Consider the following 15,516-nt stretch of genomic DNA (forward strand, 5'->3'; position numbering starts at 1 on the left):
TGTTGTACCGCGCCAGTCGAGATTTCCGAGAACGAAGTCTAGCGGCCGGCGCGGTGAGTCAATTGCTTTTTATAGAGTGCTGAACAGCGGAAAAATCCCCATCAGCAAGGCGGCGAACATTATGCACAGGCAAACCAGCACTGCCCACTTGAGGGTGAAGCGCTGGTGATCGCCGAACTCGATACCGGCCAGGGCTACCAACAGGTAGGTGGATGGTACCAGCGGGCTCAGCAAGTGGACGGGTTGGCCGACGATCGAGGCACGTGCCATTTCCACCGCGGTGATGCCGTAGTGACTGGCGGCCTCGGCGAGGACTGGCAACACACCGTAATAGAAGGCGTCGTTGGACATGAAGAAGGTGAACGGCATGCTCACCAGCGCGGTGATCACCGCCAGGTACGGGCCCAGTGCATCCGGAATCACCGCCAGCAGGCTCTTGGACATGGCATCGACCATGCCGGTACCGGACAGGATGCCGGTGAAGATACCGGCGGCGAAGATCAGCCCGACTACCGCCAGTACGCTGCCGGCATGGGCCGCGACGCGGTCCTTCTGCTGTTGCAGGCACGGGTAGTTGACGATCATCGCGATACTGAAGGCCACCATGAACAGCACAGGCAGCGGCAACAGGCCGGCGATCAGTGCACACATCAGGGCGAAGGTCAGGGCGCCGTTGAACCAGATCAGCTTTGGACGGCGGGCGTCCGGGAACTGCGAAACGCTGATTTCGCTGTGGTCGATCTCGTCACCCTGCAGGTGCAGCTCGCCCAGGCGCGCCCGTTCACGCTTGCCGTACATATAGGCGATCGCCAGGATTGCCACCACGCCGGCCAGCATCGCCGGGATCATCGGCACGAAGATGTCCGACGGGTCGACATGCAGCGCACTGGCGGCACGGGCGGTCGGGCCACCCCAGGGAGTCATGTTCATCACACCGCCGGCCAGGATGATCAGGCCGGCCATGATCCGCGGGCTCATGCCGATGCGGCTGTACAGCGGCAGCATGGCCGCCACGCAGATCATGTAGGTGGTGGCGCCGTCGCCGTCCAGAGACACCACCAGCGCGAGCACGGCGGTACCGACCGAGACTTTGAGCGGGTCACCCTTGACCAGCTTGAGGATCTTGCGCACGGCCGGGTCGAACAGGCCGGAGTCGATCATCAAGGCGAAATACAGGATGGCGAACATCAGCATCACGCCGGTCGGTGCCAGCTTGGTGATGCCTTCGAGCATCATCGGGCCGATCTTCGGGGCGAAGCCGCCGAACAGCGCGAACAGGATAGGAACGATGATCAGGGCGATCAGCGCGGACAGGCGCTTGGTCATGATCAGGAACATGAAGGTGATGACCATGGCGAAGCCAAGGAAAGTCAGCATGGGAATACTCCAGGCGTAGCGCGGCTAGGGAATGGCAAACCGGATGGGGTCAGCGCAGAACGGGAAGCGCGGGACGGGCTGGAGGAAGCGGGACGAAAAGGCGGGTACGAACGGACATCAGAATCACCATTGTTGTTGTTAATTGGGCCTGGAGGCGCAAAAACGCCCATTGGCCAACCGGTCTGTTGCCGGCAGTGGAGGCGATCCTAATCGCGGAAGCTTTCAGCTACCTTTCGTTGTAGAAAGCAATGAGTGGATGCGTCGCGAGCCGACGTGCGGTCAAAAAACAACCAGATCGGCCCGTTGGCCGAGTTTTCCGGAACAGTCGCTGGGAGGTCCTCGTATGAGCCTGTTGCACACCGGCGGTTGCCATTGCGGCCAGCTGCGTTATCAGTTCAGCGGGCCGCTGCGCGATATTGCCCATTGCCATTGTTCGATCTGCCGACGGGTCAGCGGCGGCCTGGTGACTACTTGGATCACCTTGCCCCGCCAGGCTTTCCAATGGCTGGCCGGGACGCCGGCCCGCTACGACTCTTCGCCCGGTTGTGCGCGGTATTTCTGCCCGAACTGCGGCGCGCATCTGGCGCTGATCACCCAATTGAGCCCGGACAGCATCGATGTGACCATCGCTACCCTGGACCATCCGGAGCTGGCGCCGGCCGAGCGGCATATCTGGACCGACAGCCGTTTGCCCTGGCTGCACCTGGATGAGCAGTTGCCGGGAGAGGCCGAGGAGACGTTGTAAGGTGGTGGGATCGCTTCGTGGGCCAGCGATGAAGGAAGCTGGCCCGCGATGCGGGATCAGGGCAGTTCCAGCCCGCCCGCCGCCTTGTGCAAGGCCCGCAGATGTTCGCCGAGCTGTTTCAGGTTGGCCTCGTTGGCGGCGATTTCGGCAGCGCGGCTCGGTTCCAGCAACGCGCGCACTTCCTTGTCCAGATCGCCGGTCAGGGCCTGCAGCTGTTTCTGGCGCAGGCTGCTTTCCGCTTCCAGGCGTTGCCATTCGCTCGGCTGCGGCAAGCCATAACCGCTGCTACCGAGCAATTCGGCCGGGCGACTGAGGAAGCCACTGTTGGCGAGGATTTCCTGCAGGGTCTTGTTGGCCTTGTCCATGCCGCCGTTCTGCAGCTCGCGAGCCCCCAGATAACGCTGCTTGACCTCATCCTGGGCCAGCAGCAGCTGGCGCCGGAAGCTCGCCTGTTCGAGCAGCAGCAAGGCGGCGCTGGTGCGCAGGTCCGCCTGGTCGAACCACTGGCGACGCTGCGCGGCGCTCAGGGACAGCCAGTCTTCGACGCTGCTCTGTTTGATCGGCAGGTGTTTTTTCAACACCTCGAACATCGCCTGGTAGCGGTCGCGGAAGGAGTCGAAGCGATACCCCAGGCGCAAGGCTTCGCGAGGATCGTCCAGTACGCTGGTGTCGGCCAGGCCGCGGCCCTTGAGCACTTCCAGCAGGCCGTTGGGCATGATGCTGTCGAGCCCGGTGAGCTGGGCATTGTTGCTGCCGCTGCGCAGCAGCTTCAGGCTTTCCACGGCGCAGTTGTTGGACAGGAAGTAATAGTTGCCGTCGTAGCTCCAGTGCATCTCGGCGGCACGCTCGACCACTTCTTCGATCTCGTTGCGCGACAGGTTCAGCGGCACCGAAGCCAGGCTGCGCAGCTCGGTCTTGGTGTATTCGTCGATGACCTGGGCCAATGGCAGGATAAACAGGCGGGACGGGTATTTGCCGACCAGGCCGTCCCAGCTCGACAACTGCACGTCACCGACAAAGGCGCGGTAGGACAGCACCAGGTGCTGCTCGAGGTCCAGCCGGCAATCCGGCCCGCGTGGCCGGCCAGGTGCGCAGATCACCAGGCGCAACATGCTGTGCCCCCAGCGGCTGACCCAGTTCTGGTTGGCTTCGGCCAGCAGGTAATCCACGGCATAGACCCGCTCCGGGTCGACCTTGCCCAGCGGCTGCTTGGCGAAGTCGTTGCCGGCGTTGAGGAAGGCGAAGGACTGGGCGCAGGTGTCCTTGGCCTTCGGCGCCCAGCCGAAGTGTTCCTGGTAATAACGGTACAGCGCCGGTCGGCGGCAGGCGTAGCTCGGGTCCAGGAGGAAGTACTCCATGTTCACCGCGACGAACTCTTTGGGGTTGGTCGTTTCGTAGATATCCGGGCTGCGGGCGACCTGGCGGTTGTACTGCTCGCGTTCGCCGCGGCGGCCGACGTATTGCGGCCAGCCGGCGAGGTCGAGCAGGCGCGGGTCGTCGCTGAGGGTGAAGCGGCGCGCGGTCTGGCCGCGGCACTGGTCCGGCAGCCCGATCAGGCCCGAGGCGCTGTTCTGGCGGCTGCAACGCTGGATCAGCGTGCGTTCGGCACCCGACCACAGGCGCGAACGGTCATAAATATGGGTGAGTTCATGCAGCACGGTGGCGAGCATTTCCCGGCGCACGGTGCCATGAGGTCGATGGGTTTTCTGCGTGGCCGCGCTGCCGTCGGTGAGGCTGGCCAGCAGTTTGCGATTCAGGTCGAGTTCGTCGACCAGCGATGCCTGGCCGTAGGCGTTGTGAGGCATGTCGTCGGTCCAGCCGACATCGATGCGACGGTCCAGTTGTTCGATGAAGCGCGGCGGTAGCGCTTGCATCGCTTCATCCAGCAGTGCCTGGCTGGCGTGCTGCTGCTCCGGGCTCAAGCCTTCGGTCTTGAGCCGCAGTTGCAGGCCGGCCTGAGCGCTGTTGCCCAGGAGTAACAGCGCTGCGCCCAGCAGCCAGGCGGCGAGCGGCCTCACAGTGCGAGGATGGCTTCGGCGAGCACCTGATCACTGGCGTCGCGGGCTTGCGGCACACGGTTACGCAAGGTATCGAAGGCGGCTTCCAGTTGGGCGCCACGAATATCGCCGTCGCTGGCGACGAAGCTGGCGGCATCGTCATGGGCGGCGCGTACGATTTTCGAGTCGCGGATGGAGGTGGTGGTGTCCGAGGTGAAATCGATGGTACGACCAAAGGCTCGAACGATGATGTTACTGGTGGCTACCAGGGTTTGCGCCTGGGCCACATCAGCCAACAGCAACAGGCCAAGGGTGGCAGCAATCAGCGGGCTACGCATGGAACGACTCCGGGATGACAGGGATAGTTATTGGACGAGAATTGCCTGCGCCAGTTCAAGGTCGCCGACATGAAGTTGTGGCTGGGTTTTACGCAGGTATTTCAGGGCTGATTCCAGCCGGGCTCCGCGCAGGTGGCCGTCAGTGGCAATGAACGCCGCGGCATCATCCTGGGCAGCCAGTACGCGTTTGTTGTCGAAAGGCGCGGAGGTCACCTTGCTGGTGGCGTAGCCAGTGATGACCAGGCCTTGTGTGCTCAAGTCGAAAGCAGCGGCCGAGCCTGTCCAGCAAACGGCAATCAACGAAGGGACGGTAAGCAGGGATCTGAAAAAACGCATGAGTCTCGACAGCTGAAAAACCAGCGGCAAGGCTAGCGCAATGCCCGGGCGAGAGCCAGCGCCCAGGGTTTCGGGTGCGTTGGGCGCACCCGTCACCGGACCGGCATCAGATCGTCAGGATGGCCTGAGCGAGCTGGGCGTCAGTAGCACTCAGTTGTGGCAACTGCTGGCGGATGTGGTCAAACGCGCTTTCCAGCTTCACACCGCGAATGGCGCCTTCGGTAGCGACAAAACTGGCGGCGTCGTCACGAGCGGCGCGCACGATTTTGTTGTCACGGAACGAGGATGTGACGTCGGAGGTCGCATCGGAAGTGGCCTTGAGTGCGCCGACTACCGCATCGGTGGTAACGATAAAGCTGGAGGCGTGGGCGTTGGAGGCCAAGGCCAGCAAGGCAGCAGCGCTGAGCAGGCGAAGACGGGACATAGGTAAAACTCCTTGATAACAGATAGGGTGGTGCTGAGTGGGCACCGGGTAGTCACTGTGGGGCAAGTGAATCAGACGCCCCTTCAGGAAAATCGCTACACGCTACCGGATATTAGGCCCACCCCATCTGTTCGAATAGCCCTCTTCTGCTGTCCTGATGCGAACTAGCGCCAGAAGGGTTTGTCCAGTTCGGCCATGCGGTCGCTGTGGCTGATGCCTACATCGGACAATTGCTGATCGTTGAGCCCTGCCAGCACACGGCGCGTTCGGGCGTTCTGCTGCATCTGGCACAAGGCGCGGTACAAGCGTTTCCACACGCTTATCTGAGGATGGGAAAAGCTGAGAGGTGCGATACGTCCTGGTATGTGGTTCATGGTGCGGTCCTTTCGGCAGGCCGAAGTCAGGGACTTGGGACACCATGTTGCTATTCATCCAGGCACGCATACAGATACACCGGTATGAAATTGTACTGGTTCAGTTTTGTTTATATTTAAACTGTATCTGTCGAGCCATACCCTTTCTGTACCGGCGGCTTCCGGCATTGCCAGGCCTTAAACGACAAAACCCGTCGCGGTTGCCCGCGACGGGTTTTGTTTTTTCAATTCGGGGTGCTGGCGGTGGACCCGGTGGGTCAGAGCCAGCGACGCTAACTTAGCGCCAGAACGGCTTGCTCAGCTCTTCGTAGCGTTGAGCTTCGCTGATACCTGCGTCAGCCAGCAGACGCGAATCCAGGCGAGCCAGTTGGTGGCGGCTGGAGATGCGGCGCTGCCACAGCATCAGGTTGGCGAGAACGCGCAGAGGCATGGAAGCCTGGGTTTTTGCAGCTTTGTCTTCGAAGAACAGTTCGGAACTGAGTGTACGTTCCATGGTGTGCATCCTTCCGCTTGTGGCGGGATTAGGTAGTGGTTTAACTGGTGCCCATGATCCTCCTCTCGCGCCAGTCTCTGTAGATACAGTTCATCTGTATTGTGAGGGACCAGTTAACTGTTTATAGGTGCTGTACTGTTCGGAAATGATGCAACTGTACCTGTCGGCACCATTTAGGTGCGTCTAAAGGGGTTTTCTTGAAAAAGATAGGATTTTGAGGGGGTAAAATACCGGTACAGCAGTACAGTTTTTGGCGGGTGTTTAAGGATTGTCGATGGGCTGACACAACTGGACTTGCGTCAGCCATCGACTGTACCCATCACACAGCGAGCATGCGCCCGGTTTCTTCCAGGTTCATGTGCCAGCGCAGGGCATCGCGCAGGACGTGTGGCGTGTGACCACCCAGGGCGCAGGCGGCGGTGAAGTAGTCATTCAGCGCCTGGCGATAGTCCGGATGTACACAGTTGTCGATGATTACCCGTGCCCGCTCCCGTGGCGCCAGGCCACGCAAGTCGGCCAGGCCGATCTCGGTCACCAGGATGTCGACGTCGTGCTCGGTGTGGTCGACGTGGCTGACCATCGGCACCACGCTGGAAATCGCCCCGCCTTTGGCAATGGACTTGGTGACAAAGATCGCCAGGTGCGCGTTGCGCGCGAAGTCACCCGAACCACCGATGCCGTTCATCATCCGCGTGCCGCAGACATGGGTGGAGTTGACGTTGCCGTAGATGTCGAACTCCAGGGCGGTGTTGATGCCGATGATGCCCAGGCGACGCACCACTTCCGGGTGGTTGGAGATCTCCTGCGGGCGCAGTACCAGCTTGTCCTTGTAACGTTCCAGGTTGCCGAACACATCGGCGTTGCGGCGGCTCGACAGGGTGATCGAACTGCCTGAGGCGAAGCTCAGCTTGCCGGCGTCGATCAGGTCGAAAGTCGAGTCCTGCAGCACTTCGGAGTACATGGTCAGGTCTTCGAACGGCGATTCGATCAGGCCGCACATCACCGCGTTGGCAATGTTGCCGATGCCTGCCTGCAGCGGGCCGAGCTTGTTGCTCATTCGGCCAGCGTCCACTTCCTGCTTGAAGAAGTTGATCAGGTGATTGGCGATGCCCTGGGTTTCGCTGTCAGGTGTCGAGACGGTGGATGGCGAGTCCGCCTGGTTGGTGATGACGATCGCGACGATCTTCTCCGCCGGGATCGGGATGGCGGTGCTGCCGATCCGGTCGTCGACCTTCACCAGCGGGATAGGCGTGCGGGTCGGTCGGTAGGTCGGGATATAGATGTCGTGCAGGCCTTCCAGGTTCGGGTTGTGCGCCAGGTTGATCTCGACAATCACGTGCTTGGCGAAGATTGCAAAACTGGCGGAGTTGCCCACCGAGGTGGTCGGCACGATATGGCCCTGCTCGGTGATCGCCACGGCTTCGATGACGGCGATGTCCGGCAGCTTGAGCTGCTGGTTGCGCAACTGTTCCACGGTTTCCGACAGGTGCTGGTCGATGAACATCACCTCGCCGGCATTGATCGCCTTGCGCAGGGTGCTGTCGACCTGGAACGGCATGCGTCGGGCCAGGACACCGGCCTCGGTGAGTTGCTTGTCGAGGTCATTGCCCAGGCTGGCGCCGGTCATCAGGCTGATTTTCAGTGGGGTTACCTTGGCGCGCTCGGCCAATGCATGGGGCACGGCCTTGGCTTCGCCGGCGCGGGTGAAACCGCTCATGCCGACGGTCATGCCGTCCTGAATCAGAGCGGCAGCGTCGGCGGCGCTCATCACCTTATCCAACAACGAAGGCAAGCGGATACGATCACGGTACATGGATTGTTATCTCGGGCAGCGGAAGCAAGATGCGCAGTCTAGTGATTTCAAAAAAATTCGTCCCGCTACCAAGGTCGAATGAAAGGCCGCGATTTAGAGCCTTTTGTCGGGTTTATGCGGGAAATAAAAAACCCCAGCCTACTAAAGGCTGAGGTCTTGGGTGTTGCGCTGGAGCAGGTTTTACTCGACGGCTTTGACCATGTCTTCGATGACTTTCTTGGCGTCACCGAACACCATCATGGTCTTGTCCAGGTAGAACAGTTCGTTGTCCAGACCGGCATAGCCGCTGGCCATCGAACGCTTGTTGACGATGATGGTCTTGGCCTTGAACGCTTCGAGAATCGGCATGCCGGCGATCGGCGATTTCGGATCGTTCTTCGCCGCCGGGTTGACCACGTCGTTGGCGCCGAGCACCAGCACCACGTCGGCCTGGCCGAACTCGGAGTTGATGTCTTCCATCTCGAACACCTGGTCGTACGGCACTTCGGCCTCGGCCAGCAGCACGTTCATGTGGCCGGGCATGCGCCCTGCTACCGGGTGGATCGCGTACTTCACGGTCACGCCGCGGTGAGTCAGCTTCTCGGTCAGCTCTTTTAGCGCGTGCTGTGCCCGGGCGACCGCCAGGCCGTAACCCGGAACGATGATCACGGTGTCGGCGTTGGTCAGCAGGAAGGTGGCGTCGTCGGCCGAGCCGGACTTCACCGGACGGGCCTCTTGCGCGCCTGCCGGGCCGCCGGCGTCGGCAGTGTTGCCGAAGCCGCCAAGCAGTACGTTGAAGAACGAACGGTTCATCGCCTTGCACATGATGTACGACAGGATCGCACCGGACGAACCCACCAGGGAGCCGGCGATGATCAGCATCGAGTTGTTCAGCGAGAAGCCGATCCCCGCCGCCGCCCAGCCCGAGTAGCTGTTGAGCATCGACACCACCACCGGCATGTCGGCGCCGCCGATCGGGATGATGATCAGCACGCCCAGCACGAAGGCCAGGACCAGCATCAGGGCGAAGGCGCCGAGGTTGCCGGTGAGCATGAAGGTCACGCCCAGGCCCAGGGTCGCCAGGCCGAGAATCAGGTTCAGCTTGTGTTGGCCGCCGAACTGTACCGGTGCGCCCTGGAACAGGCGGAACTTGTACTTGCCCGACAGCTTGCCGAAGGCGATCACCGAACCGGAGAAGGTAATGGCACCGATGGCCGCGCCGAGGAACAGTTCCAGGCGGTTACCGGCCGGAATCGCATCACCCAGCTGCTTGACGATGCCCAGGGACTGCGGCTCCACCACGGCGGCAATGGCAATGAACACCGCGGCCAGACCGATCATGCTGTGCATGAAGGCCACCAGCTCCGGCATCTTGGTCATTTCCACGCGCTTGGCCATGATCGAACCGGCGGTGCCACCGATCAGCAGGCCGACGATCACGTAGCCGATGCCAACGGTCGCCAGCTCCGCGCCGAGCTTGAACACCAGGCCGACGGTGGTGACGATCGCCAGGGCCATGCCGAGCATGCCGAACAGGTTGCCGCGACGCGAGGAGGTCGGGTGCGACAGGCCTTTGAGGGCCTGGATAAAGCAGATCGACGCGATCAGGTAGAGCGTCGTTACCAGATTCATGCTCATTACTTGGGCGCCTCTTCTTTTACGGCTTTCGGGGCTTTTTTCTTGAACATCTCAAGCATGCGGCGGGTTACCAGGAAGCCGCCGAACACGTTGACCGCGGCCAGGGCCACGGCCAGCGTGCCCATGGTCTTGCCCAGCGGCGTCACGGTCAGGGCGGCGGCCAGCATGGCGCCGACGATCACGATCGCCGAAATGGCGTTGGTTACGGCCATCAGCGGCGTGTGCAGTGCGGGTGTAACGTTCCAGACCACGTGATAACCGACATAAATCGCCAGCACGAAGATGATCAGGTTGTAGATACCGGGGGAGATAAGCTCTTCCATCGTCTGAATCCCTGCTTAGGCGTTTTTACGGATGACTTGGCCGTCGCGGCACATCAGGCACGCGGCGACGATGTCGTCTTCTAGGTTGACCTCGAACTGACCTTCTTTGGTGAAGACGAGCTTCAGGAAGTCCAGCAGGTTGCGGGCGTACAGCGCCGAGGCGTCGGCAGCGACAGCGCCGGCCAGGTTGGTCGGGCCGACGATGGTCACGCCATTCTCGACGACCACCTGATCCGCCACGGTCAGCGGGCAGTTGCCGCCCTGGGCCGCGGCGAGGTCGACGACCACCGATCCCGGCTTCATCTGGGCCACGGTTTCGGCGCTCAGCAGTACTGGCGCCTTGCGGCCTGGAATCAGGGCGGTGGTGATCACGATGTCCGCCTGCTTGGCGCGTTCGTGCACGGCCTGGGCCTGGCGTTGCATCCAGCTGGCAGGCATCGGACGTGCGTAGCCACCGACACCGACGGCGCATTCACGCTCCTCATCGGTCTCGTAAGGCACGTCGACGAACTTGGCCCCCAGGGATTCGATCTGTTCCTTGACCGCCGGACGCACGTCCGAGGCCTCGATCACGGCGCCCAGGCGCTTGGCGGTGGCGATGGCCTGCAGGCCGGCAACACCGGCACCGAGAATCAGCACGCGAGCGGCTTTCACGGTGCCCGCGGCGGTCATCAGCATCGGCATGAAGCGCGGGTAATAGTGGGCAGCCAGCAGCACCGCTTTGTAACCGGCGATGTTGGCTTGCGAGGACAGCACATCCAGGCTCTGAGCCCGCGAGGTACGCGGCGCTGCTTCCAGGGCGAAGGCGGTGATGCCGCGTTCGGCCATCTTGGCAATGGTTTCATTGCTGAACGGATTGAGCATGCCCACCAGGACGGTGCCGCTCTTGATCAGGGCCAGTTCGCTGTCGCTGGGAGCCACGACCTTGAGAATCAGCTCCGCGCCGAATGCATCGTTGGCGCTGCCAATGGTTGCACCTGCCGCTTCATAGGCACTGTCGACAACACTGGCGTTGATGCCGGCGCCGCTCTGCACAGTGACTTTATGACCCTGGCCGATCAGTTTCTTGATGGTTTCCGGGGTTGCAGCAACCCGTGTTTCACCCGTTTGGGTCTCGAGAGGAACACCAATGTGCACGTCAAATCTCCTGCGTGATCTTATTGCTTTCGATCTTTTTTAGAAGGCCAGCGCACTACGGATGGTGCAGCTGGGGCGGCCGATCAGCACGATCCCGCCAGAATCAAGGCGGGGCGCGGCATTTTGCAGGCGAACATTACGCCCTTCAAGGGATTATGAGGGGTGACGGAAAATTAACTACAAGTCACCCTGTGACCGAATGTCGCAAGGGTCTGGCTCAATCCCTTGTAAGCCGTGACCTGTAAGGATTTAGACGGAAAATAAAACAATTTTCATATTGCTCGTGTGAATGAGCGTATATGACTCTCAAAAAGCCCTACAAGCCACGTGGTTAGGCGCTTATAGGACGGTTGTTCCGCTTATCGATACAGTCTGCCTAAATGCGACATTTAGTTATATCTGTAGTGTTTGGTTTTTCTTGACTACTAAGTCAGCTTGCTGCCCTGCCCCGCTATTTCTCAAGGCTGTAGCTTTGTGCCTGCTCCACCAGCCAATCGCGAAAAGCCCGTAAAGACGCTGATTCCACCTTGCGCTCGGGAATCATCAGGTAATACGCCTTGATGCTTGCTAGTGCTTCGGGGTTGGCGATCACCAGGCGCTTTTCCCTCAACTCCCGTTGAATAAGGAATGGCGGGATCAGGGCAATACCCATGTCGTGCATGGCGGCTTGCGCCAGCATGGAGAATAGTTCGTAACGCGGGCCTGTCATGTCTCGCGGGATATTCAGGTGCTGTGAGTTGAACCATTGCCGCCAGGCATAGGGGCGCGTGGTCTGTTGCAGCAGCGGCAACTCGGCGATTTCTTCGGCGCTTAGCCGGGTGCGGTTGCCCAGGGTTGCGGGGCTGCATACCGGCATCGGGTTTTCTCCCATCAGGCGATGGGATTGGGTGCCCGACCAGTCGGCATCGCCAAAGTAAATCGCGGCGTCGAAGTCGGTATCGGCGAACAGGAAAGGCCGGGTGCGGTTGGTCAGGTTGACCGTGACTTCCGGGTGTCGCTGCTGAAAATCCTTGAGTCGGGGCAGCAGCCATTGGGTGCCAAAGGTCGGGACCACCGCCAGTTCGATGACGTTGGCGCCCTGCTGACCCATGACGGACAGCGTGTCGCGTTCCACCGCGTCCAGTTGAGTTGCCACGCGGCGGCTGTAGGAGAGCCCGGCTTCGGTCAGCTTGACGCCGCGTCGGGACCGGCGGAACAGCTCGACCCCGAGAAACTCTTCCAGGCTGGCGATCTGTCGGCAAATTGCACCTTGTGTCAGCGAAAGCTCCTGCGCCGCCTTGGTAAAGCTCTCGTGACGTGCGGCGGCTTCGAAGCTGATGAGGGCGGCAGTGCTGGGGATCTTTCTGCGCATGTACGGCAATCTCACTAATGGAATCGCTAAAAGCCGCTTGCGGCTGTTACGGAGTGAGAAATTAGCACAACAGTATGCGAAATCCTCGTTTGCTGCGCCCGCAAAGCCGGCCTAGGATCAGTCCACGAACGTTGACCTACTTCACGAGGACTCACTCATGGGCGGTAAAGCAAGCTTCAACTGGATCGATCCCCTTCTGCTGGATCAACAGCTCACTGAAGAGGAGCGCATGGTGCGCGACAGTGCCGAGCAATTCGCTCAAGGCAAGCTGGCGCCGCGTGTGCTCGAAGCTTTCCGTCATGAAAAGACCGACCCGGCGATCTTCCGCGAAATGGGCGAAGTTGGCCTGCTGGGTGCCACCATCCCCGAGCAGTACGGTGGCAGCGGTCTGAACTATGTCTGCTACGGCTTGATTGCCCGCGAAGTGGAGCGTGTGGATTCCGGCTACCGCTCGATGATGAGCGTGCAGTCCTCCCTGGTGATGGTGCCGATCAACGAATTTGGTACCGAAGCCCAGAAGCAGAAGTATTTGCCGAAGCTGGCCTCTGGCGAGTGGATCGGCTGCTTTGGTCTGACCGAGCCTAACCATGGCTCCGACCCGGGCGCGATGATTTCCCGTGCCCGTAAGGTCGACGGTGGTTACAGCCTGACTGGCAGCAAGATGTGGATCACCAACAGCCCGATTGCTGACGTGTTCGTGGTCTGGGCCAAGGATGATGCTGGGGATATCCGCGGCTTCGTACTGGAGAAAGGCTGGAAAGGTCTGAGCGCTCCAGCGATTCACGGTAAGGTCGGCCTGCGCGCTTCCATCACCGGCGAAATCGTCATGGACAACGTCTTTGTGCCGGAAGAGAACATCTTTCCCGATGTACGGGGTCTGAAAGGTCCGTTCACCTGCCTGAACTCTGCCCGCTACGGTATTTCCTGGGGCGCCCTGGGGGCGGCCGAATTCTGCTGGCACACCGCTCGCCAATACACGTTGGACCGTCAGCAATTCGGCCGCCCGCTGGCGGCTACCCAACTGATCCAGAAAAAACTGGCGGACATGCAGACCGAGATCACTCTCGCTCTTCAAGGCTGCCTGCGTCTGGGCCGGATGAAGGATGAAGGTACGGCTGCGGTGGAAATCACCTCGATCATGAAGCGCAACTCCTGCGGCAAGTCGCTGGACATCGCTCGCATGGCCCGCGACATGCTGGGCGGTAACGGCATCTCCGACGAGTTCGGCATCGCCCGTCACCTGGTCAACCTGGAAGTGGTGAACACCTACGAAGGGACCCATGACGTTCATGCGCTGATCCTGGGGCGCGCGCAGACCGGCATCCAGGCGTTCTACTGATAGGAGAACGACCATGGGCGCGTTATCTCATTTGCGGGTGCTGGACTTGTCGCGAGTGCTGGCCGGGCCTTGGGCCGGTCAGATCCTGGCGGACCTGGGGGCCGAGGTGATCAAGGTCGAGCGTCCGGGTAACGGTGACGATACGCGCGCCTGGGGACCGCCTTTCCTCAAGGACGCCTATGGCGAGAACACTACGGAGGCTGCCTATTACCTGTCGGCCAACCGCAACAAGCAATCGGTGACTATCGACTTCACTCGGCCGGAAGGTCAGCGCCTGGTGCGCGAGTTGGCGGCCAAGTCCGACATTCTGATCGAGAACTTCAAGGTTGGCGGTCTGGCGGCCTATGGGTTGGACTATCAGTCGCTGAAGGCGCTCAACCCTAACCTGATCTATTGCTCCATTACCGGCTTCGGCCAGACCGGGCCTTATGCCAAGCGTGCCGGCTACGACTTCATGATCCAGGGGCTGGGCGGGCTGATGAGCCTGACCGGGCGTCCCGAGGGTGATGAGGGCGCCGGACCGGTGAAAGTCGGCGTGGCATTGACGGATATCCTGACGGGGTTGTATTCGACTGTGGCGATTCTTGCCGCATTGGCGCACCGGCAGCATGACGGTGGTGGGCAGCACATTGATATGGCGTTGCTGGATGTACAGGTTGCGTGCCTGGCCAACCAGGCGATGAACTACCTGACCACCGGAGTCGCTCCCAAGCGCCTGGGTAATGCTCACCCGAATATCGTGCCTTATCAGGACTTTCCCACGGCGGATGGCGATTTCATCCTCACCGTGGGGAATGACGGGCAGTTCCGCAAGTTTGCCGAGGTGGCGGGCCAGCCGCAGTGGGCGGACGATCCGCGCTTTGCGACTAATAAGCTGCGGGTTGCCAATCGGGCGGTGTTGATTCCATTGATCCGTCAGGTCACGGTGTTCAAGACCACCGCTGAATGGGTTGCCCAGTTGGAGCAGGCGGGGGTGCCTTGCGGCCCTATCAACGACCTGGCGCAGATGTTCGAGGACCCGCAGGTCAAAGCGCGAGGGTTGGCGATCGAGCTGCCTCATGTGTTGGCTGGGTTGGTGCCTCAGGTGGCGAGTCCGATCCGTCTCTCCGAAACTCCGGTCGAGTACCGTTATGCGCCTCCTCTATTAGGAGAGCATACCGCCCAGGTTCTGCAGCGAGTGCTGGGGCTTGAGCTTGAGTCCGTGGATGCCTTGCGAGCCTCGGGCGTGGTGTGAATGCGCTCTTCTATATAGAGAGCATCTGATCCCTTCTATATAAGAGGCCTGAAAACACCCCTTTTGGGGTGTTTTCAGGTTTATTCATAGTAAAAGCAAATTAGGGGTTGACGGCAGATTCTGGAAGTCTATAATTCGCCCCACTTCCGGCGCAGTCGAAACGGAAAACTCCTTGAGATTCAACGAGTTACGCGGTTTTCGACAGCGGTCACGCTTCAGTTCATCGAAGCCCGAAAGAGTTGGTTCGGCAGTCAGTTTTCGCCGAGTTAACGATTCGATCTTCTCGGTCGAAAGCGGAGAAAAAGAGGTGTTGACAGCAGCGTGTAACGCTGTAGAATTCGCCTCCCGCTGACGAGAGATCGGAAGCGCAAGTGGTTGAAGTTGCAAAGGAAACTTTGAAAACTTCTTAAAATAACCGCTTGACAGATGCAGAGGCTGCTGTAGAATGCGCGCCTCGGTTGAGACGAAAGACTTAACCAACCGCTCTTTAACAACTGAATCAAGCAATTCGTGTGGGTGCTTGTGGAGTCAGACTGATAGTCAGAAAGATTATCAGCATCACAAGTTACTCCGCGAGAAATCAAAGATGTAACCAACGATTGCTGAGCCAAGTTTAGG

At 60.4% G+C, this 15,516-nt stretch carries 16 protein-coding genes; 3 read left to right on the plus strand and 13 right to left on the minus strand.

Translation table 11 applies throughout. The features are described from left to right. Window positions 1-69: 69 nt before the first annotated feature. Entirely contained in the window at window positions 70-1,377 is a 1,308-nt protein-coding gene (locus BM019_RS26770) for a CitMHS family transporter (protein ID WP_007924260.1), read from the minus strand. 343 nt (window positions 1,378-1,720) lie between these two features. Here BM019_RS26770 and BM019_RS26775 point away from each other — a divergent pair, with 343 nt between their 5' ends. After that, window positions 1,721-2,122: a GFA family protein gene (locus BM019_RS26775; RefSeq protein ID WP_062824094.1), complete on the plus strand. Its 402-nt coding sequence runs from the start codon at window positions 1,721-1,723 to the stop codon at window positions 2,120-2,122. 56 nt (window positions 2,123-2,178) lie between these two features. Here the strand turns inward: BM019_RS26775 and BM019_RS26780 are convergent, their stop codons facing one another. The 11 genes from BM019_RS26780 to BM019_RS26830 form a co-directional block, all read right to left on the minus strand. Beyond that, window positions 2,179-4,140, minus strand: a complete 1,962-nt coding sequence (locus tag BM019_RS26780) for a DUF7844 domain-containing protein (protein WP_092421616.1) — start codon at window positions 4,138-4,140, stop codon at window positions 2,179-2,181. Continuing rightward, the gene (locus BM019_RS26785) at window positions 4,137-4,457 is read right to left on the minus strand and encodes a DUF2388 domain-containing protein (protein ID WP_009041550.1); all 321 of its coding nucleotides are present in this window, start codon (window positions 4,455-4,457) and stop codon (window positions 4,137-4,139) included. The genes BM019_RS26780 and BM019_RS26785 overlap by 4 nt, the downstream gene beginning before the upstream one ends. A gap of 27 nt (window positions 4,458-4,484) precedes the next feature. Then, window positions 4,485-4,793, minus strand: a complete 309-nt coding sequence (locus BM019_RS26790) for a DUF2388 domain-containing protein (RefSeq protein WP_092421633.1) — start codon at window positions 4,791-4,793, stop codon at window positions 4,485-4,487. Window positions 4,794-4,899: 106 nt separating this feature from the next. Beyond that, complete coding sequence (locus BM019_RS26795) at window positions 4,900-5,217, minus strand: DUF2388 domain-containing protein (RefSeq protein ID WP_007924251.1); 318 nt, start codon at window positions 5,215-5,217, stop codon at window positions 4,900-4,902. A gap of 164 nt (window positions 5,218-5,381) precedes the next feature. Continuing rightward, a complete protein-coding gene (locus tag BM019_RS26800) occupies window positions 5,382-5,591 on the minus strand; it encodes a DUF1127 domain-containing protein (RefSeq protein WP_007924249.1) in 210 nt (69 codons plus the stop codon). Window positions 5,592-5,868: 277 nt separating this feature from the next. Further along, window positions 5,869-6,084, minus strand: coding sequence for a DUF1127 domain-containing protein (locus tag BM019_RS26805; protein WP_009041553.1), 216 nt, complete (start codon window positions 6,082-6,084; stop codon window positions 5,869-5,871). Between the two features lie 319 nt (window positions 6,085-6,403). Beyond that, on the minus strand, window positions 6,404-7,897 hold the full coding sequence (locus BM019_RS26810) for an acetyl-CoA hydrolase/transferase family protein (protein ID WP_009041554.1): 1,494 nt from the start codon (window positions 7,895-7,897) through the stop codon (window positions 6,404-6,406). Window positions 7,898-8,077: 180 nt separating this feature from the next. Continuing rightward, window positions 8,078-9,514, minus strand: a complete 1,437-nt coding sequence (locus BM019_RS26815; protein ID WP_085532552.1) for an NAD(P)(+) transhydrogenase (Re/Si-specific) subunit beta — start codon at window positions 9,512-9,514, stop codon at window positions 8,078-8,080. Further along, window positions 9,514-9,837 (minus strand): NAD(P) transhydrogenase subunit alpha part 2, encoded by a 324-nt coding sequence (locus BM019_RS26820; protein WP_003187010.1) that lies wholly within the window; start codon window positions 9,835-9,837, stop codon window positions 9,514-9,516. Before BM019_RS26820 ends, BM019_RS26815 begins: the two co-directional genes overlap by 1 nt. 15 nt (window positions 9,838-9,852) lie before the next feature. After that, window positions 9,853-10,974, minus strand: coding sequence for a Re/Si-specific NAD(P)(+) transhydrogenase subunit alpha (locus tag BM019_RS26825; protein ID WP_007924238.1), 1,122 nt, complete (start codon window positions 10,972-10,974; stop codon window positions 9,853-9,855). A gap of 451 nt (window positions 10,975-11,425) precedes the next feature. After that, entirely contained in the window at window positions 11,426-12,325 is a 900-nt protein-coding gene (locus BM019_RS26830; protein WP_009046306.1) for a LysR family transcriptional regulator, read from the minus strand. 157 nt (window positions 12,326-12,482) lie between these two features. Between BM019_RS26830 and BM019_RS26835 the strand changes: the two genes are divergently transcribed. Further along, entirely contained in the window at window positions 12,483-13,664 is a 1,182-nt protein-coding gene (locus BM019_RS26835) for an acyl-CoA dehydrogenase (RefSeq protein ID WP_007924234.1), read from the plus strand. A gap of 13 nt (window positions 13,665-13,677) precedes the next feature. Next, entirely contained in the window at window positions 13,678-14,898 is a 1,221-nt protein-coding gene (locus BM019_RS26840) for a CaiB/BaiF CoA transferase family protein (protein ID WP_092421619.1), read from the plus strand. An 84-nt stretch (window positions 14,899-14,982) separates the two neighbouring features. Here the strand turns inward: BM019_RS26840 and BM019_RS26845 are convergent, their stop codons facing one another. Then, a complete protein-coding gene (locus BM019_RS26845; protein WP_239691107.1) occupies window positions 14,983-15,405 on the minus strand; it encodes a hypothetical protein in 423 nt (140 codons plus the stop codon). Window positions 15,406-15,516 lie beyond the last annotated feature (111 nt).

Source organism: Pseudomonas sp. NFPP07 (assembly GCF_900115645.1).
GTDB classification, from domain to species: domain Bacteria; phylum Pseudomonadota; class Gammaproteobacteria; order Pseudomonadales; family Pseudomonadaceae; genus Aquipseudomonas; species Aquipseudomonas chlororaphis.

Bases quoted from the DNA above. Each gene is read 5' to 3' on its own strand.
- BM019_RS26770 (WP_007924260.1), bottom strand. From the start codon at position 1,377: ATGCTGACTTTCCTTGGCTTCGCCATGGTCATCACCTTCATGTTCCTG.
- BM019_RS26775 (WP_062824094.1), top strand. From the start codon at position 1,721: ATGAGCCTGTTGCACACCGGCGGTTGCCATTGCGGCCAGCTGCGTTAT.
- BM019_RS26785 (WP_009041550.1), bottom strand. From the start codon at position 4,457: ATGCGTAGCCCGCTGATTGCTGCCACCCTTGGCCTGTTGCTGTTGGCT.
- BM019_RS26790 (WP_092421633.1), bottom strand. From the start codon at position 4,793: ATGCGTTTTTTCAGATCCCTGCTTACCGTCCCTTCGTTGATTGCCGTT.
- BM019_RS26795 (WP_007924251.1), bottom strand. From the start codon at position 5,217: ATGTCCCGTCTTCGCCTGCTCAGCGCTGCTGCCTTGCTGGCCTTGGCC.
- BM019_RS26800 (WP_007924249.1), bottom strand. From the start codon at position 5,591: ATGAACCACATACCAGGACGTATCGCACCTCTCAGCTTTTCCCATCCT.
- BM019_RS26805 (WP_009041553.1), bottom strand. From the start codon at position 6,084: ATGGAACGTACACTCAGTTCCGAACTGTTCTTCGAAGACAAAGCTGCA.
- BM019_RS26810 (WP_009041554.1), bottom strand. From the start codon at position 7,897: ATGTACCGTGATCGTATCCGCTTGCCTTCGTTGTTGGATAAGGTGATG.
- BM019_RS26815 (WP_085532552.1), bottom strand. From the start codon at position 9,514: ATGAGCATGAATCTGGTAACGACGCTCTACCTGATCGCGTCGATCTGC.
- BM019_RS26820 (WP_003187010.1), bottom strand. From the start codon at position 9,837: ATGGAAGAGCTTATCTCCCCCGGTATCTACAACCTGATCATCTTCGTG.
- BM019_RS26830 (WP_009046306.1), bottom strand. From the start codon at position 12,325: ATGCGCAGAAAGATCCCCAGCACTGCCGCCCTCATCAGCTTCGAAGCC.
- BM019_RS26835 (WP_007924234.1), top strand. From the start codon at position 12,483: ATGGGCGGTAAAGCAAGCTTCAACTGGATCGATCCCCTTCTGCTGGAT.
- BM019_RS26840 (WP_092421619.1), top strand. From the start codon at position 13,678: ATGGGCGCGTTATCTCATTTGCGGGTGCTGGACTTGTCGCGAGTGCTG.